Source organism: Acinetobacter sp. BIGb0102 (genome assembly GCF_003815055.1).
Lineage (GTDB): Bacteria > Pseudomonadota > Gammaproteobacteria > Pseudomonadales > Moraxellaceae > Acinetobacter > Acinetobacter vivianii.
In genome coordinates, this window is record NZ_RKQE01000016.1 from 107,697 (window position 1) to 123,159 (window position 15,463).

At 38.8% G+C, this 15,463-nt stretch carries 15 protein-coding genes; 7 read left to right on the plus strand and 8 right to left on the minus strand.

Going from position 1 to position 15,463, the window contains the following annotated elements; translation table 11 throughout:
* The first annotated feature begins 202 nt into the window (after positions 1-202).
* Genes EC846_RS16150 through EC846_RS16160 form a run of 3 tightly spaced genes read left to right on the plus strand, consistent with a single transcriptional unit; the run spans position 203 to position 3,692 of the window.
* Positions 203-1,201, plus strand: coding sequence for a TAXI family TRAP transporter solute-binding subunit (locus tag EC846_RS16150; RefSeq protein ID WP_123775769.1), 999 nt, complete (start codon positions 203-205; stop codon positions 1,199-1,201).
* The gene (locus EC846_RS16155; RefSeq protein WP_123775770.1) at positions 1,201-1,674 is read left to right on the plus strand and encodes a DUF1850 domain-containing protein; all 474 of its coding nucleotides are present in this window, start codon (positions 1,201-1,203) and stop codon (positions 1,672-1,674) included. Before EC846_RS16150 ends, EC846_RS16155 begins: the two co-directional genes overlap by 1 nt.
* The gene (locus EC846_RS16160) at positions 1,674-3,692 is read left to right on the plus strand and encodes a TRAP transporter permease (protein ID WP_123775771.1); all 2,019 of its coding nucleotides are present in this window, start codon (positions 1,674-1,676) and stop codon (positions 3,690-3,692) included. Before EC846_RS16155 ends, EC846_RS16160 begins: the two co-directional genes overlap by 1 nt.
* A 61-nt stretch (positions 3,693-3,753) precedes the next feature.
* Here EC846_RS16160 and EC846_RS16165 read toward each other — a convergent pair whose 3' ends face one another.
* The 4 genes from EC846_RS16165 to EC846_RS16180 form a co-directional block, all read right to left on the minus strand.
* Positions 3,754-4,629 carry a 5'-methylthioadenosine/S-adenosylhomocysteine nucleosidase gene (locus tag EC846_RS16165; RefSeq protein ID WP_171410043.1) on the minus strand — a complete coding sequence of 292 codons (876 nt, stop codon included), beginning with the start codon at positions 4,627-4,629 and terminating at the stop codon, positions 3,754-3,756.
* A 145-nt stretch (positions 4,630-4,774) separates the two neighbouring features.
* Positions 4,775-6,004, minus strand: a complete 1,230-nt coding sequence (gene apbC, locus EC846_RS16170) for an iron-sulfur cluster carrier protein ApbC (protein WP_123775772.1) — start codon at positions 6,002-6,004, stop codon at positions 4,775-4,777.
* 309 nt (positions 6,005-6,313) lie between these two features.
* A complete protein-coding gene (locus tag EC846_RS16175) occupies positions 6,314-6,763 on the minus strand; it encodes a hypothetical protein (protein ID WP_004770808.1) in 450 nt (149 codons plus the stop codon).
* Between the two features lie 189 nt (positions 6,764-6,952).
* Positions 6,953-7,489 (minus strand): GNAT family N-acetyltransferase, encoded by a 537-nt coding sequence (locus tag EC846_RS16180; protein WP_123775773.1) that lies wholly within the window; start codon positions 7,487-7,489, stop codon positions 6,953-6,955.
* Between the two features lie 109 nt (positions 7,490-7,598).
* Between EC846_RS16180 and EC846_RS16185 the strand changes: the two genes are divergently transcribed.
* The 3 genes from EC846_RS16185 (at position 7,599) to metG (ending at position 10,830) form a co-directional block, all read left to right on the plus strand.
* Entirely contained in the window at positions 7,599-8,096 is a 498-nt protein-coding gene (locus EC846_RS16185) for a hypothetical protein (protein ID WP_062846453.1), read from the plus strand.
* A 73-nt stretch (positions 8,097-8,169) separates the two neighbouring features.
* The gene (locus tag EC846_RS16190) at positions 8,170-8,640 is read left to right on the plus strand and encodes a hypothetical protein (protein ID WP_123775774.1); all 471 of its coding nucleotides are present in this window, start codon (positions 8,170-8,172) and stop codon (positions 8,638-8,640) included.
* Between the two features lie 132 nt (positions 8,641-8,772).
* Positions 8,773-10,830 carry a methionine--tRNA ligase gene (gene metG, locus EC846_RS16195; RefSeq protein WP_123775775.1) on the plus strand — a complete coding sequence of 686 codons (2,058 nt, stop codon included), beginning with the start codon at positions 8,773-8,775 and terminating at the stop codon, positions 10,828-10,830.
* A 77-nt stretch (positions 10,831-10,907) separates the two neighbouring features.
* Here the strand turns inward: metG and EC846_RS16200 are convergent, their stop codons facing one another.
* The gene (locus EC846_RS16200; protein WP_123775776.1) at positions 10,908-11,888 is read right to left on the minus strand and encodes an endonuclease domain-containing protein; all 981 of its coding nucleotides are present in this window, start codon (positions 11,886-11,888) and stop codon (positions 10,908-10,910) included.
* A 183-nt stretch (positions 11,889-12,071) separates the two neighbouring features.
* Between EC846_RS16200 and EC846_RS16205 the strand changes: the two genes are divergently transcribed.
* Positions 12,072-13,049 carry an MBL fold metallo-hydrolase gene (locus EC846_RS16205; protein ID WP_123775777.1) on the plus strand — a complete coding sequence of 326 codons (978 nt, stop codon included), beginning with the start codon at positions 12,072-12,074 and terminating at the stop codon, positions 13,047-13,049.
* 61 nt (positions 13,050-13,110) lie between these two features.
* Here the strand turns inward: EC846_RS16205 and EC846_RS16210 are convergent, their stop codons facing one another.
* The 3 genes from EC846_RS16210 to EC846_RS16220 form a co-directional block, all read right to left on the minus strand.
* Entirely contained in the window at positions 13,111-13,737 is a 627-nt protein-coding gene (locus EC846_RS16210) for a LysE family translocator (RefSeq protein ID WP_411800821.1), read from the minus strand.
* A gap of 137 nt (positions 13,738-13,874) precedes the next feature.
* The gene (locus EC846_RS16215; RefSeq protein WP_123775779.1) at positions 13,875-14,636 is read right to left on the minus strand and encodes a class I SAM-dependent methyltransferase; all 762 of its coding nucleotides are present in this window, start codon (positions 14,634-14,636) and stop codon (positions 13,875-13,877) included.
* Positions 14,637-14,732: 96 nt separating this feature from the next.
* Positions 14,733-15,413 (minus strand): DUF1345 domain-containing protein, encoded by a 681-nt coding sequence (locus EC846_RS16220; RefSeq protein ID WP_123775780.1) that lies wholly within the window; start codon positions 15,411-15,413, stop codon positions 14,733-14,735.
* Positions 15,414-15,463: the final 50 nt, after the last annotated feature.

A 15,463-nucleotide genomic window follows, 5' to 3' on the forward strand; every position in this document is an offset into this window, starting at 1 on the left:
TTTAACTATAATAAAAGTTAATACTTACTTCACCCTATATTCCGAATAAAGCTGACATATAAGGACATATTAGGAAAATTCTCTATAAAAACTTGAAAATAAAATAAGACCATATAGGTTGAATAATACACAAGAATTTTTTATTTAAATTTAAGGCCAAAATTAATAAGTCGCATTACACAATATATTTCAGGAGAGATAAATGAAGAAATACTCCCTCTTAACGCTATTATTACTCACGGTTATAGGATCAACGGCCTGTTCAAATGATAAGGCGAATCAAAGCTCTGACCATAGTGAGAATCAGCCAGCGAATATAGATAAACTTCAAACCAAATTTGTTAATATTGCTACGGGTGGCGCCTCAGGTCCATATAATGTAATCGCGACAAATTTAGCTGAAATTTATCATAAGACTTATAAAGTTAATTCCAAAACACAAACAACTGGTGCTTCAGTTGAAAACCTAAATTTACTCAAACAGAATAAAGTAGAAATGGCTTTTGTCATGAGTGATAGCCTTACCGAAGCCATCTTAGGTCAAGGACATTTTAAGGATAAGATCGATAATGTTCAGCAGGTTGCAGCACTTTATCCCAACTATGTCCAAATTGTGACTTCAAAGAAGTCAGGTATAAAAAATATTGAGGATTTGAAAGGCAAACGTATTGCGGTAGGTGCGCAAAACTCTGGTGTTGAGGTGAATGCCCGTACACTATTAAACGGTTTCGGTATTAGTTATAACGATATAAAAGTTGATTATTTAGGGTATGCGGAAGCAGCTGATGCACTCAAAGGTGGAAAATTAGATGCAGCATTTCTTACAAGTGGCATTCCAAACTCATCATTGATGGAACTGCAACGTGGTTATGATTTACAACTAGTAAGTATTAATCCTGAAAAAATTAGAGAAATCTCTGCTGATCAAGCTTATTTCTTAGCTATGACAATTCCTAAAGGAACCTACGGCAATACTGAAGATATTCCTACAGCCGCGATTATGAATGCCTTAGTTGTTCGTTCAGATTTATCCGAAGATGATGTATATAAACTCACCAAAACTTTCTTCGAAAATTTGGATGCTTTAACCAATACCCACCAAGCAGCAAAAGATATTCGTTTAGAAAGTGCACAGCAAGGTTTAGTCGCGCCACTCCATAGTGGGGCCAAAAAGTATTACGCTGAAGTAGCAGAAATCTAATGAAGTTTACAAGTGCAGTATTTACTGCACTTTTCTGCTTAACAGTGAGTCTTATCATATTGGTATTTTATCCCCACCCTAATACGCAAGTGATTAGTGAAAAATATCATTGCATCATTCGCGAAACTCATTTTGATTTACAGTGGCAACATTCTGTTGAAAAAACATTATGGAGAGAAAGTTACCTCCGTAAAAATAATGGCTTTTTTTTAATCCATACTGACCTGATCTCATTTGGAGCAGGAACACCAAGTGATTACCCTATTATTTCAAAAAAAGATGGATTTATCCGAATGGCTGTTAATAAAAATATTTCAGAAATTAACTGGATAGTTTCGAGGAATATGCAAGGACAACTGTTATGGAATAAGAAAACATGGTTTATAGCAAAGGATCTACCTGACTATAGCCTTGTACGGTTTATAAGTACACATACACCATTATGGAAGATTTGGTGGCTAGGAGAATGCTAATGAATAACACTGATAATAATGCAACACCCAGATATAACGATCCAGCCAGACAAAAAGAGTTATTAGAAAAATATGATAAAGAATCAGTTACACGTACCCCTAAACAAAAATCTGTTGCTTTATTTATCACCTGTTTAGCAATTTTCTATTCTTTATTTCATTTATTTATTACTTACAACCCTTTACCTGAGTTACTACAACGCGCGGCACACGTATCTATTGGCTTAGCTCTTATTTTTCTGATTTATCCTGCTCGAGAACATAGTGATAGACAGCATATTCCATATATTGACTGGATTTTAATGGTGGCTTCTTTTGCCTCACTGGGATATATCTGGATTGAGTATCAGGAAATCATGACCTCTCGTGGCGGTATTCCGAATATCTGGGATATTGTGTTTGCCATTATGACCGTGATCTTGGTCATTGAAGCAGCCCGACGAATCATGGGGTGGATGTTACCGATATTGGGACTGATTTTTCTCGCTTATCCATTTATTAGCCACTTTAGCTGGATGCCTGATCGCTTACTTACCCGCCCTTATAGTGTCAGCGATATTTTTGGACAGATGTACTTAAAAACAGAAGGATTATATTCTTCAGCAATCGGTGCCTCTGTGACGTTTATTTTCCTGTTTATTTTATTCGGTGCATTTCTTTCTAAATCTGGTATGGGGAAACTCTTTAATGATTTAGCAATGGCACTAGCAGGTCATAAACAAGGTGGACCAGCTAAAGTTGCAGTAATATCAAGCGGATTTATGGGGAGCATTAATGGCACTGCCGTTGCAAATGTTGTAGGAACTGGTGCTTTTACGATCCCATTAATGAAAAAGGTTGGCTACCAAAAGAACTTTGCGGGAGCTGTAGAAGCTAGTGCTTCAGTGGGTGGACAAATTCTCCCCCCTATTATGGGCGCTAGCGCTTTTATTATGGCTGAAACCACAGGAGTAAGTTATGGAACAATCGCGCTTGCTGCTGTTCTGCCCGCCTTACTTTACTATCTTGGCGTTATTTCTCAAGTACACTTTAGAGCAGGACGAGACAATTTAAAAGGTTTACCAAAATCAGATTTGCCGCGTATCAAAGAAGTATTAAAACAACGCGGGCACTTACTCATTCCTATTGTGGCTTTGGTCATCTTCTTATTTCAATCAATACCAGTTAGCTATGCCGCAGTCTATACCATTATTTTGACGATTATTGTCGCCAACCTTCGTAAAACAACCCGCATGGGAATCAAGCAAATTTTAGAAGCATTTGCTGACGGCGCTAAACAATCTTTATCTGTCATGGCTGCTTGCGCCGTTGTAGGCCTCATCATTGGAGTCGTCAGCTTAACAAGTTTTGGTTCTGTGATGACGTCTTATATTATGAATGTTGGCTCAGGTAATCTTTTCCTCACACTTTTCTTTACAATGATTGCATCTATGATTTTAGGAATGGGGTTGCCTTCAATTCCTGCTTATATCATTACTGCAACAATGGCTGCTCCAGCGCTTGCTCATTTTGACGTTCCTATTATTGTGGCTCATATGTTCGTATTTTATTTTGGTCTGTTTGCTAATATCACGCCCCCTGTCGCATTAGCTGCTTTTGCAGGTGCGGGTATTGCAGGAGGCGACCCAATGAAGACGGGCTTTCAAGCTCTAAAATTATCTTTGGCGGGTTTTATCGTTCCATTTCTATTTGTCTATAATCCGGCAATGTTAATGATTGATACAACGAATGTTACATTGAACGCGCGTGACTTCGCGCTTCCTCCAATCTGGAGCATTATTAGTATTACGATTACAGCTATTGTCGGAATTCTGGCATTAGGAGCTGCTGTAGAAGGTTATTTCAAAACGTCTATAAGCTGGATATGGCGTTTATTTTTAGGTATTGGTGCATTGCTCATGATCATACCCGAAGCTAAAACCGATCTGATCGGGATTGCTATGGTCTGTATTTCGGTTGCCATAAATATTATGCAAGCCAGGAAAGAGAATCTACTATCACCAAAGGCTGGAAGCTGAAATTTATCAATGCATTTAAGAAAGGCAGCCTTTATGGTTGCCTTTCTTTATCAATTTTCCGTTATTTCGCTGCTGCTTTGGCTTTCATATATTGCTCAGCCACATCAAGTGCGTATTCCTGACATGCTTCACCTGTCGCAGGGTCATAGGCACCATTATTCGTAATGTTATTGGATAAGATACGAATGCCGAGGAATGGTACTTCGAATTGATGTGCAATCTGTGCCACTGAAGCAGCTTCCATTTCTTCTACCGAAGTGCCATAAACGGTATGGAACTGTTGGATGCGATCAAGCTCGTTGTTCCATGTATCTGCCGAACCAATCGTACCTTCTACCACTTGTCCTTTGGTGTAATTAGGTTTTGCCTTATAGGCAGCAAGCAAGAGTTCTTTATCCCCTTCAAATTTACGGATCGCGATAGGCTCAGGATCAAACTCATCATCGGGTAATACATCAAAAGCTTCATTCCACTCTAATGCATTAGAGCCTCCACCAACCGGCTTATTCGGTGTTTTAAATGCACCGATATTGGTGGTGTATTTGCCTAACACAATATCAAACACATGTAAGTCTGGATCATGACCACCGGCTGTGCCCTGATTAATAATCGCAATTGGTTTATAATGCTGAATCGCAAGTGCAGTCGCCGCAGCAGAATTACTCATACCCATACGCGTCTTGGAAATTACCACTGGATAACCTTTATAGGTCCCCTTCCAGAACACCCACTTACCGATAACTTCTTCTGTCACATTGTCTAATTTTGATGCCATTTTTTTTGATTCGACAGGTAATGCACCTTGAATCACGATCGGCTGTAATTTCGCTTGTTCTTGAGGTTGAGCCGAATTTGAATTGCCATCACCATTACACGCACCTAAAAATAGAGCCGTACATACACTGGCAATACCGATAAAATATTTAACTTGCATCATTAACCTGTCTTAAAAAAGAAACCCTATACAAAGCAAGTAACGTACCTACTTTGCTATTAAGGTGAGTTTTGAAATGGTCTAAATAAAAAGTGATTTGCTTTAAAAAGCAAAAACCCAACATCAGCATGTTGGGTTTTTGGTGTACTTAGAAAATACGTTTATCGTCTTTCTGGCGTTTTGGCAGCTTATCCATTTGTTGCAACACCGCTTGTGCAATATTGAGATAGCTTTCAGCAGCCGCATCTTTTGCAACTACGCTTGGCGTTCCCTGATCTGCATGCTCACGAATTTTCGCATCTAAAGGTAAGCGTCCAAGTAATGGAATCTGATATTGCTCAGACAATTGATCTCCGCCACCTGTACCAAAAATCTGTTCTTCATGTCCGCAATTCGAGCAAATATGAGTCGACATATTTTCAATCACACCAAGAACAGGAATATTCACCTTATTGAATAGCTCAATCCCTTTGGTCGCATCCATTAACGCCACATTTTGTGGGGTGGTTACAATCACCGCACCTGTTACAGGAATACGTTGTGCCAAAGTCAATTGAATATCGCCAGTACCAGGCGGCATATCGATCACCAGCACATCCAGATCAGGCCATAAAGTCTGGTTGAATAACTGCATCAATGCACCCGTTGCCTTTGGCCCACGCCAAGCGACAGGTGTATTGTGCTCACCAATTAAATGACCAATTGACAATACCGCCATACCATAGGCATCTAAAGGCACAAAGTGTTCATTTTCAATCAGTGGGGTTTTGCCTGCATTGCCCAGCATCGTTGGAATACTTGGACCATAAATATCGGCATCTAGCACCCCAATTTTTAAGCCGAGCTGCTGTAAAGCCAATGCAAGGTTTACTGTTGTGGTTGATTTACCAACACCACCTTTACCTGATGAAACCAGAATCACATTCTGAATACGAGGATGTGCTGCCACATCGCGCTGTTGGGGTGCAGCTTTTTGAATCGGAGGATTATTTGGATCTGCTTCTGCTTTTGGTGAAGCATCCATCACAGGCGGTAGATTACTATTTTCTGCTTTTGGCTTTGATGAGCAGCTATGTCCTGCCTCACCATGCGCTGCATGTTTTTGTTGAATAATATGTAGGTTTAATTCCTGAATGCCACATTTTTCCAATGCTTCTGCAAGCTCATCATGAATTTGTTGTAAGTGGTCTTTTTCTTGAGGAAATGTGTTAATCGTCAGCTGTAAAATACGACCTTGTACATTGACCTGACTAATGCGATCTTTGAGCGCATTATCTGAATGCGGTAACACATAATTTTGTAGAACTGTTTGAATCTCGTCTTCCTTCACTTCTTGCGCTGGTGAAAAAACAGATTTTAAGGAAGAAAGCCACGACATTTTGTTTACTCCAAAAACAGATCAACATAGCATTGAGTTCGCTTAGTTTAGCAGTATTGAAGAATCCACGCTCCTCTCAAAGCAGATAATTGCTCATTTTTTATAGTAACTTTTCTGCTTTAGATTTCTCTGCCCGACAACGCAGTTTTTTTGGAAGGAAAGGCTGATATTGATAAGCGTATAACTGGATCATCCATCTCATAGTGAACCATATTGGACAATTTTAAATTTCGTCGAATAAAAAAAATCCCCAAACATCGCGTGGATATGTTTGGGGAAGTCTTTCATCCTATTCGCAGATTAAAATCATTAACCTTTGAATTTATTGATGGTATCCGTCGCCGCTTTCTTTAAATCGTCCAGCTTGTGACTGGCCTGAGCTTTTAAATCATCAAATTTTGCCGCAGCTTCATCTTTCAGTTCAGCGGCTTTGGCTTTGGCATCATCTAGTTTATGACCTGCTTCTTCTTTAAAGTGATCAAATTTGTCTTGAACTGCATGCTGGGTATCTTCAAGCTTGGCTTTAATATCATCCACTTTATTTGAAACAGCTTCTTTACCTTCAGCATTTTGTTCAGAAACATCTTTCTTTAAATCATCCAGCGCTTTCTCGCCTTTTAACTTCAATTCCTCTGCGGAATGCTTTAAGTCATCAACTGCTTTTTCACCTTGTAGCTGAGTTTCTTTTGCTTTGTATTTTAAGTCATCGCCCAATTCAGCAGCTTGGTTTTTTAATTCATCAAGTTTTTCATTTGTCATGGTATTTCCTCACTATAGGTAAAAAAAACATATCGTTTGGAGCAATCTTAGTTATACCGCGTTTAAAGCTGTTTTTTGCTGATCGCTGCAAATTGAAACAAATGAAATACAGGAAGATTCAAATAATTGCCGAACGATAAATTATTTTATTTCTAGATATAAAAATCATATAAATGAATAACATCCTGTCTAGCGAATAAAATCCTTTTGCAAAATCTCGTAGAGTACATGCCAACTAAGCGGATGATCTTTGGCTAAAGCAGGATGCTGAAATTGAGTGACGTATTTCATGTTTAATTTTTGCATGACCTTTTGTGATTTCGCATTGTCCACCGTGGTAAAGGCCACCACTTTGTCCAGTTTTAATTGATCAAAAGCAAATGCAAGTGCGGCTTGGGCAGCTTCGGGTGCATAGCCCTGCCCCCAATAGGCCTGATCGAGCCGCCATCCGATTTCTACACACGGCGAAAATGAAAATTGTGTCGGTTGATCATGCAAGCCCGTAAAGCCAATAAACTGCTGATTGTGCTTTAACTCAACCGCCCAGAAACCCCAGCCTTGCGTGTCGATTATTGATTTCATTCGATCAATCATGGCATCGCTTTCTGCTCGGGTCAGGAGTTTAGGGAAATACTCCATCACTTGTGGATTGCTACCCATTGCGGCAAAGGCTGTATAGTCCTCTGCTCTCCATTGTCTGAGACGTAATCGGGCTGTTTCGATCATTTTTAGAACCAATAAATGTGTATTAAAAAGTATTAACAATATAAGGAGATAGATCGGATATACTGCTGCAAATATCTCAATCATAGACCTTGTCGTCAAAATTGCCTATATGAATGAAAATGAACTTCTAGAAATTCAACAGGAACTTCAGGCCCAAGAAAAACGCTTGAACTATATTCTTTCAAGTAAAAGAAGAATCCAGAATATGATTCTGTCTTTTGAAAAGGATCTGGCTGAACAGTTAATTCCTGTTATTGATCAAATCAGTGATGATAAAGCGCCAGTTGAAAGCAGTTTAGCGCTGACGATCTGCTGGAAATTTTCGAAAGCCGAGTTTCCTAAAACTGAACATTGGTGCAGCGAACTCAGCATTACTGACCTTGAAATCAAAGATCAATTTACTGTGGCATTAAAAGCACAGGCATGGTTAGGTATTTTGGGTAGTGATGAACTTTGGCAAACGCCGATGTGTGCTGAGATTACGCTTGATCCAAAAACAGATGGTTTAAAGAGTTATCACATTCATTTCCTTTCCAAAGGAAAAGTCATTTCATTAAGAAAGAACTCCAAGCACAGCGTAACAGTCAAGCAAATGCAAAGTATGTAGTCCTTCGGGATGCATACTTTTTCTCTAAATCCCATGAATGAAAATTCATAGATAAAACCAACTAAAATAAAATATGAATAAAGAAGAGTTTTTAGAACTTAACCGACAAAAACAAGAGGATGAAAAATACATCAAATGGTCAAAATATGTTTATGCTAGTAAAAGAAGAATTCAACGTAGAGTCTTGAGCTTAGAACGAGATATTGCCCAAAATATTAATCAATTCAAAACATACAAACAAAAAGATGAATGTTTAGAAAGCAGTATCGCTTTTTTAAGTTGCTGGAAGTTTTCTAAATTAGATTTTGGTAAAAATACATTCTGGTGTGATGCGGTCTATTTCGATCAATTTACTATGAAAGACGATCGTACATTCAGATTTAGTGGCCATGCTTGGATCGGCTTTACTGAGAATACAGAAAACCAATGGCAAGTACCCTGTTCAGGTGTTTTCATTATGAATGCTCATCTCAGTAAACTCAAAAGTTATAAGCTTTGTTTCTATCATGAAGACCAAATTATCAGCTTAATTAAAATGATTTAAATACAAATAGAGAAAGCTTGACCAACCCAAGCATTGAACGGCTGAAAAGATTTCACTGAATCCCTTGTGCAAGTCGGGGTCAAGTCATGTAAAATCATCTGCCTTGCAAATACGAATGAGAGAACAATATCCGTGCGTAAAATTTTAGTCACCAATGCCCTACCTTATGCCAATGGTCCTATCCATATGGGTCACTTACTCGGTTATATCCAAGCAGATATTTGGGTTCGTGCAATGCGTGCAATGGGCCATGATGTGACTTATGTATGTGCGGATGATGCTCACGGTACAGCGATCATGCTACGTGCTGAAGCCAATGGCATCAGTCCGGAACAGCAAATTGCCAATGTTCAGAAAGAACATATCCGTGACTTTGATGGTTTTGGCGTGCATTTCGATCACTATGATTCGACCAATAGTGATGAGAACAAAGCACGTTCAGAAGAAATCTATATCAAAAACCGTGAAGCAGGCAATATTGCGATTCGCCCTGTTACCCAGTTATTTGATCCTGAAAAAGGTATGTTCCTGTCTGACCGCTTTATTAAGGGTACATGCCCGAAATGTAAAGCAGAAGACCAATACGGCGATGCCTGCGAAGTGTGCGGTACAACGTATAATGCAACCGAATTAGAAAATCCTCGCTCAACCTTGAGCGGTGCAACGCCAATTGAGAAATCATCGGATCATTATTTCTTTAAACTTCCAAATTTCTCAGAATACTTACAGAAATGGACGCGTGATCAAGGTCGTCTGCCTGTTTCGATTGCCAACAAGCTCGATGAATGGTTTGAAGCAGGTTTATCGGATTGGGATATTTCGCGTGATGCACCTTATTTCGGTTTTGAAATTCCAGATGCGCCTAACAAATATTTCTACGTTTGGGTCGATGCACCAATTGGTTATATGTCGAGTTTTGAAAACTACATCAAAACCAAACGTCCAGATTTAAGCTTCGATGATTTCTGGAAAAAAGACAGCGATAAAGAAGTTTATCACTTCATCGGTAAAGACATTGTTTACTTCCACGCACTGTTCTGGCCTGCAATGCTTGAAGGTGCCAACTACCGTACCCCATCAGGTTTATTTGTAAATGGTTTCTTGACCGTGAATGGTCAGAAAATGTCGAAGTCTCGCGGTACATTCATTAAAGCTGAAACCTATTTACAGCACTTAAATCCTGAATATTTACGTTACTACTTTGCATCTAAACTTTCTGACAAAGTTGAAGATTCAGATTTGAACCTAGATGACTTCGTTCAGAAAGTGAATTCTGACCTTGTCGGTAAAGTGGTGAATATTGCCAGCCGTTGTGCAAAATTCATTAACACCAACTTCAATAATACCTTGTCGAACACATGTGCAGAGTCTGAACTGGTTCAAAGCTTTATTGATGCAGGCGATTCAATTGCACAAGCTTATGAAGCACGTGAATTCTCGGCAGCAATCCGTGAAATCATGGCGTTGGCTGACCGTGCCAATCAGTATATTGATGAGAAAAAACCGTGGGCACTTGCGAAGCAAGAAGGTCAAGAGCAACAAGTACATGATGTGTGTTCGGTGGGTATTAACCTATTCCGTCAACTTGCGATTTACTTGGCGCCAGTCTTACCAACGCTTGCGGCACAAGTTCAAGCCTTCTTACAACTTGAAAGCTTTGACTTTGCATCACGTCAGCAGATCTTGGTTGGTCATGAAATTGCGCAATTCCAGCCTTTAATGCAACGTGTTGATGCCAAAGCTGTGGCTGCAATGGTGGATGCCTCTAAAGATTCTTTAGCTGCGGCGGCAGAAGCGCCAAAAGCTGAGAAGAAAAAAGAAAAGAAAGCCGAGAAGAAGCCTGAGCCAAAAGTAGGTGAAGCTGAAATCATTGGCATTGAAGATTTCATGAAAATTGATCTTCGTGTAGCAAAAGTATTAGAAGCTGCAACTGTTGAAGGCTCTGATAAATTGCTGCAACTGACTTTGGATGTGGGTGAAGCTGAACCGCGTAATGTGTTTAGTGGTATTCGTGAGTTTTATCAACCAGAAGACCTAAAAGACAAATTGGTGGTGATGGTGGCTAACCTTGCACCTCGTAAAATGCGTTTTGGTATTTCTAACGGTATGGTACTTGCCGCGGGTAATGGCGAAGGTGTTTGGGTGATTTCTCCTGAATCTGGCGCGAAACCAGGTGATAAAGTTTCTTAATTTTTTAGACACTTATAAAAAGCCCTGCTATATTCTAGTGGGGCTTTTTTACAATAAAAACTTTAAAGCAAAAAATTTTAAAATTCTTCGAAATCTAATTTAGAAACTCTTTCAATATTAATATATGCACATATTTCATCTATACATTTATCTGGATCATGAAATACCTCTTTGCCCGTGAATCGTAATACTGTCCATCCTTGTTTAGATAACCACCTATCTCTTTGAGCATCATGAGTTCTTTGATCAACTGTTTTATGATAATCGTGCCCATCCAACTCAATTGCTATCATTTTATCTGGAATACTAAAATCAAGGCGGTATTTTCCAACAGGATGCTGAGGCATAAGCCTTAGATCAAGACAAGCTAATTTATAAAATAATCGCTCAAGAGGAGAGTCAAAGTTATCAATTAGAAAATCACTATTAACTTGAGAAGAATTACATAGAAATTCAGTAATTAAATCCTTTTCATAATAAATTGGGAGCAATAAATTGCCATCTAAATCAACTTTTGCTTTTTCAACATCAATAATTTTTTTTGGATTCCCATTAAAATCTATATACACAGTCTCTAGCATTCTACAAGCTATACATTGACATGATCCTGAATAACAACCGATTGATATCTTTTTTTTCCCTCTATCAGGATCAATATAATAATGAGTAAAACTTTTATCTTCTTCAGTTACTACTTGAATAAATGCCACAGGCTCTTTAAAGAAGTTATCTAAAAATTCCTTAGTAATTCGTCCACCATATTTTTTATATTTCCTTGGCTTTAAACTTTCAACTAAAAAATCACCATATTCTGTAAAAGGATAACCGACTAAATTTTCTTGAATTTTCTTTTTATTTTGAACATCAAGAACAGGAAAAGATCCACCTTGAATTGTTTGTATATTTGCTCCAAATAAACTACAACCTAAACAATTACATTCTGCGACTCTACAATCTTTATTAAGAACAAAATTTCCAAGTTTTTCTGAAAAAATAGCATAAATTTTTGAGCTACTTAATTTATCGATATAAACTAATAAATAGTTATTAGGTATCATAACTTTTTAATCTCAACTCCACGATTATAAATAAAATATTTTTTTATAAAATTACATCCTCAAACAAAGGATATCAACACATAAAATTATTTTTTCAAGATTTTTTTACATCAATGAAATACTATTACATATTTTTACATGCTAAAAAGTAGACAATTCAACTAAACTTGAGAATATTTATAAATGAAAAAAACAGCTCTACTCCTTTCACTCTCATTCTTGAGCAGCACCCCTTTACTCACTCACGCAGAAACAAGCAAAACCCTGCCAGTCATTGAACAACAAAAACAGGTTGCAGGCTTCTATCAATATCAAGCAGGTGACGTACAAATCACTGCCCTGCTCGATGGCACTAACTTTATGTCGCCAAGCTTGTTTAAAGATATTTCACCGCAACAAGTCCAACAAATCCTGAAAAAGTATTACGCAGATCAAGACAAAGGCGTACAAACCTCTATCAATGCATTCCTCGTCAATACAGGAAAATCACTGGTACTCGTCGATAGCGGTGCAGCCAGTTGTTTTGGCCCACATTTAGGTTCAATCCTAAAAAATCTGGTTGCTTCGGGCTACAAGCCAGAACAGGTCGATACCATTTTACTCACCCATTTACACCCCGATCATGTCTGTGGCATCAGCAAAGATGGCGTTGCCAATTTCCCCAATGCAACAGTATATGTCTCTAGTGACGAAGCCAATTATTGGTTAGATCCCAAACAGGCAGCCAAGCTTCCAAAAGACAAACAAGCAGGTTATGAAGGAACCGTAAAGCACATTAAGCAAGCTATTGCGCCTTACCAAGCCAAGCAACGTTTTAAAACTTATAAGCTCGGTGATGAAATTCAGGGCTTTAAAGTCATTAACACGGCGGGACATACTCCCGGTCACTTTAGCTATGAATTAAAAAGCAAAGGAGAAAGCGTGGTCTTTATTGGAGATATTGTACATTCACATACCGTGCAATTTGATCAACCCAAAACTGCGATTGAATACGATATTGATCCTAAGAAAGCAGTGGCAACCCGTTTAAAACAGTTTGCTGATTTCGCGAAAAATGGACAAACCATTGCTGCACCACATTTACCATTCCCGGGGATTGGACATATTTATTCAGCAGATGGTAAGAGCTATCAATGGATTCCTGTGCATTTTAAAGATTAAGCTGAATAAGCGAATTTTAGGCAATAAAAAAGCGACTTTCTTGGTCGCTTTCTCTATGACATTATTTCATACCAAAAATCAGCTTTAATCCCAACAGTGTCATCACACCACCAGCGATACGATCAAACAACGATTTGGATTTTAAATAAACTTTACGTGGCCCTTCTGCTGACAATGCAACAGCCACCAGCGAATACCAACCTGCGTCAATAAAGAAGCACAGCATTGGCAACACCACATAGTAATAACTTGGGATTTCTTTCGGTAATAATGCAGTAAAAATACTGGCAAGAATAATGGCAATTTTCGGGTTACTGAGCTGGGTAATGAGCCCCAAACGGAAAGCCTGTGCATAACTCATGCGATTCACAGTACCATTCACCGCTTCCATCGGCTCTTTGGCATGTTTGATAATTTTATACGCCAGCCAAAGTAAGTACAGACCACCAAATATTTTTAGCGCGATATAAGCAGAAGGCACGGCTAATAGAATTGCCTGTAAACCCATAACCGCAAGCAAACCAAACAAGGCTGCGCCCGTGCCTGTTCCTAAAGCGGTAAATAAGCCATGTTTACGTGAAATCGCAATTGAGTTCTTCGCTACATAAATAAATGTAGGGCCTGGGCTAATCGCACCCAACATTAAGGCCAACGCAATTGAGCCTAAAATCAATAACGATTCCAAGATAACCTCTAGATTAGAATAATTTTCAAGCAATGATTTTACTTAAAAACAGGATGCAGGTGATAGATAAATTTTGATTTGCTGTCTCATTTTATCGCTTTAACTCAATATTTTTGAGTCGATTCATTATCATTTAAAACTTATGCCCGACTCAAAACCAGATACATCACTTCACTACGAAATGAACCATCTGCCTGAATCTGATAATATTGACGTGTCTGATCAGAAGCTTTGTGCTGCAAATCCCGTATGGTCTGAACCGCATATTCTGGTGTTTTCATCCGTTCAGTCCAGCTCTGAAATTCTAAATCTAAATGTTGTTTTTCAACAATTTCTAGCGTAAATCCTGCATATTCAGCAAAACGCGCCCATTCTCCCAAACTATAATTACGCACATGACTTGGATCGCGAATCGTTTCAATCGTCTGAAAAAAGGTATCCAACACAGGATTCGAATTTCCTAAAATATCAACAATAATCACTTTGCCTTGTTGCGCTACGACACGATACATCTCACTCATGGCTTGTGCGACATTCTGCCAATGATGTGCTGAATAGCGAGTAATAACGCAATCAAAACTTTGATCAGCAAAAGGCAATATCTCGGCTGCACCCTGCTGAGTCATGATATTATCGAAACCTTGTTGTTGGGCCTGTTCAGCAACCAGCTCCACCATCGACGGCGTTAAGTCGTAGGCAGTCACCTGATCTACAAACGGTGCAACTTGATAGCTGACATGTCCGCCGCCACAGCCCAAATCCAACACTGTTTTAAATTGATGTGACTGGATCAACTGCTGCATTTTCTGAAATTCAATCCCCTGCGCATGCACAGTACTGCTTAAATAGGCCTGAGATTTATCTTGGTATTGCTGTTGATTGACTTGATGCTGGGTGCTCATATTTTTATCCTTGCTGTGTCTGTCTCTATTTAAAATAGCCAAGCACAATAAAAAACAAAAATGATCAATTTTAATTTAATTAATAAAAATAAGTTATTAATTAAATCCAATCAAACTTGCCGCAACATTGATCGCGACCGCCAAAATGACCGTATTAAAGATAAATGCCAGTACACAATGAAAAATATTTAAATGCCTAAGCGATGAACTGGTAATGGACACATCTGCTGTTTGTGCAGACGTACCAATGATATAGCTGAAATAAATAAAATCGAGATAGTCGGGTTGATCTGTCTTGGGAAAATCCAGCCCCGCTTCTTGGTGACGGCTTTTTGCTAGGTAATAGTCATGGGCATAGTGAATCGCAAATAAAGTATGCAGCAATAACCAAGTTGAAAATATTGTGCCAATGGTCAGCAGAATCAGTGCACCTTTTAAAATAGGAAAATCTTTCGGCACATGACTGAGTTGCACCACGATCGAAATAAAACACACCACGATCGCAATCAGCACCACAGTTAAGATCACCCACTTCCCTTCATCCTGTTGATGGGCACGTTTTAAAATATGGGTTGCATCCAAATGCCACATCATTTTCAAAATCAGAAATAGATACAACCAAATCGCAATATTCCAGCCTAACTGCAAGCAGGTGGCCCATTTCCAGTCAGTAAAAAAGTGCAATGCTGCATAGATCAGCAAACCTAAGCTAAAAGTTGCGGAGAGATATGGACGATGTTTTATCCCTGTTGCAAAACGTTGTACAAATCCCTGCATACTTCACCTGATTGTCGTTTTTATTCATGATTGATTTAGTCTTATTTTTT

Coding starts and splice junctions, on each gene's coding strand:
- EC846_RS16150 (WP_123775769.1), top strand. CDS start 203: ATGAAGAAATACTCCCTCTTAACGCTATTATTACTCACGGTTATAGGA.
- EC846_RS16155 (WP_123775770.1), top strand. CDS start 1,201: ATGAAGTTTACAAGTGCAGTATTTACTGCACTTTTCTGCTTAACAGTG.
- EC846_RS16160 (WP_123775771.1), top strand. CDS start 1,674: ATGAATAACACTGATAATAATGCAACACCCAGATATAACGATCCAGCC.
- EC846_RS16165 (WP_171410043.1), bottom strand. CDS start 4,629: ATGATGCAAGTTAAATATTTTATCGGTATTGCCAGTGTATGTACGGCT.
- apbC (WP_123775772.1), bottom strand. CDS start 6,004: ATGTCGTGGCTTTCTTCCTTAAAATCTGTTTTTTCACCAGCGCAAGAA.
- EC846_RS16175 (WP_004770808.1), bottom strand. CDS start 6,763: ATGACAAATGAAAAACTTGATGAATTAAAAAACCAAGCTGCTGAATTG.
- EC846_RS16180 (WP_123775773.1), bottom strand. CDS start 7,489: ATGATCGAAACAGCCCGATTACGTCTCAGACAATGGAGAGCAGAGGAC.
- EC846_RS16185 (WP_062846453.1), top strand. CDS start 7,599: ATGAATGAAAATGAACTTCTAGAAATTCAACAGGAACTTCAGGCCCAA.
- EC846_RS16190 (WP_123775774.1), top strand. CDS start 8,170: ATGAATAAAGAAGAGTTTTTAGAACTTAACCGACAAAAACAAGAGGAT.
- EC846_RS16200 (WP_123775776.1), bottom strand. CDS start 11,888: ATGATACCTAATAACTATTTATTAGTTTATATCGATAAATTAAGTAGC.
- EC846_RS16205 (WP_123775777.1), top strand. CDS start 12,072: ATGAAAAAAACAGCTCTACTCCTTTCACTCTCATTCTTGAGCAGCACC.
- EC846_RS16215 (WP_123775779.1), bottom strand. CDS start 14,636: ATGAGCACCCAGCATCAAGTCAATCAACAGCAATACCAAGATAAATCT.
- EC846_RS16220 (WP_123775780.1), bottom strand. CDS start 15,413: ATGCAGGGATTTGTACAACGTTTTGCAACAGGGATAAAACATCGTCCA.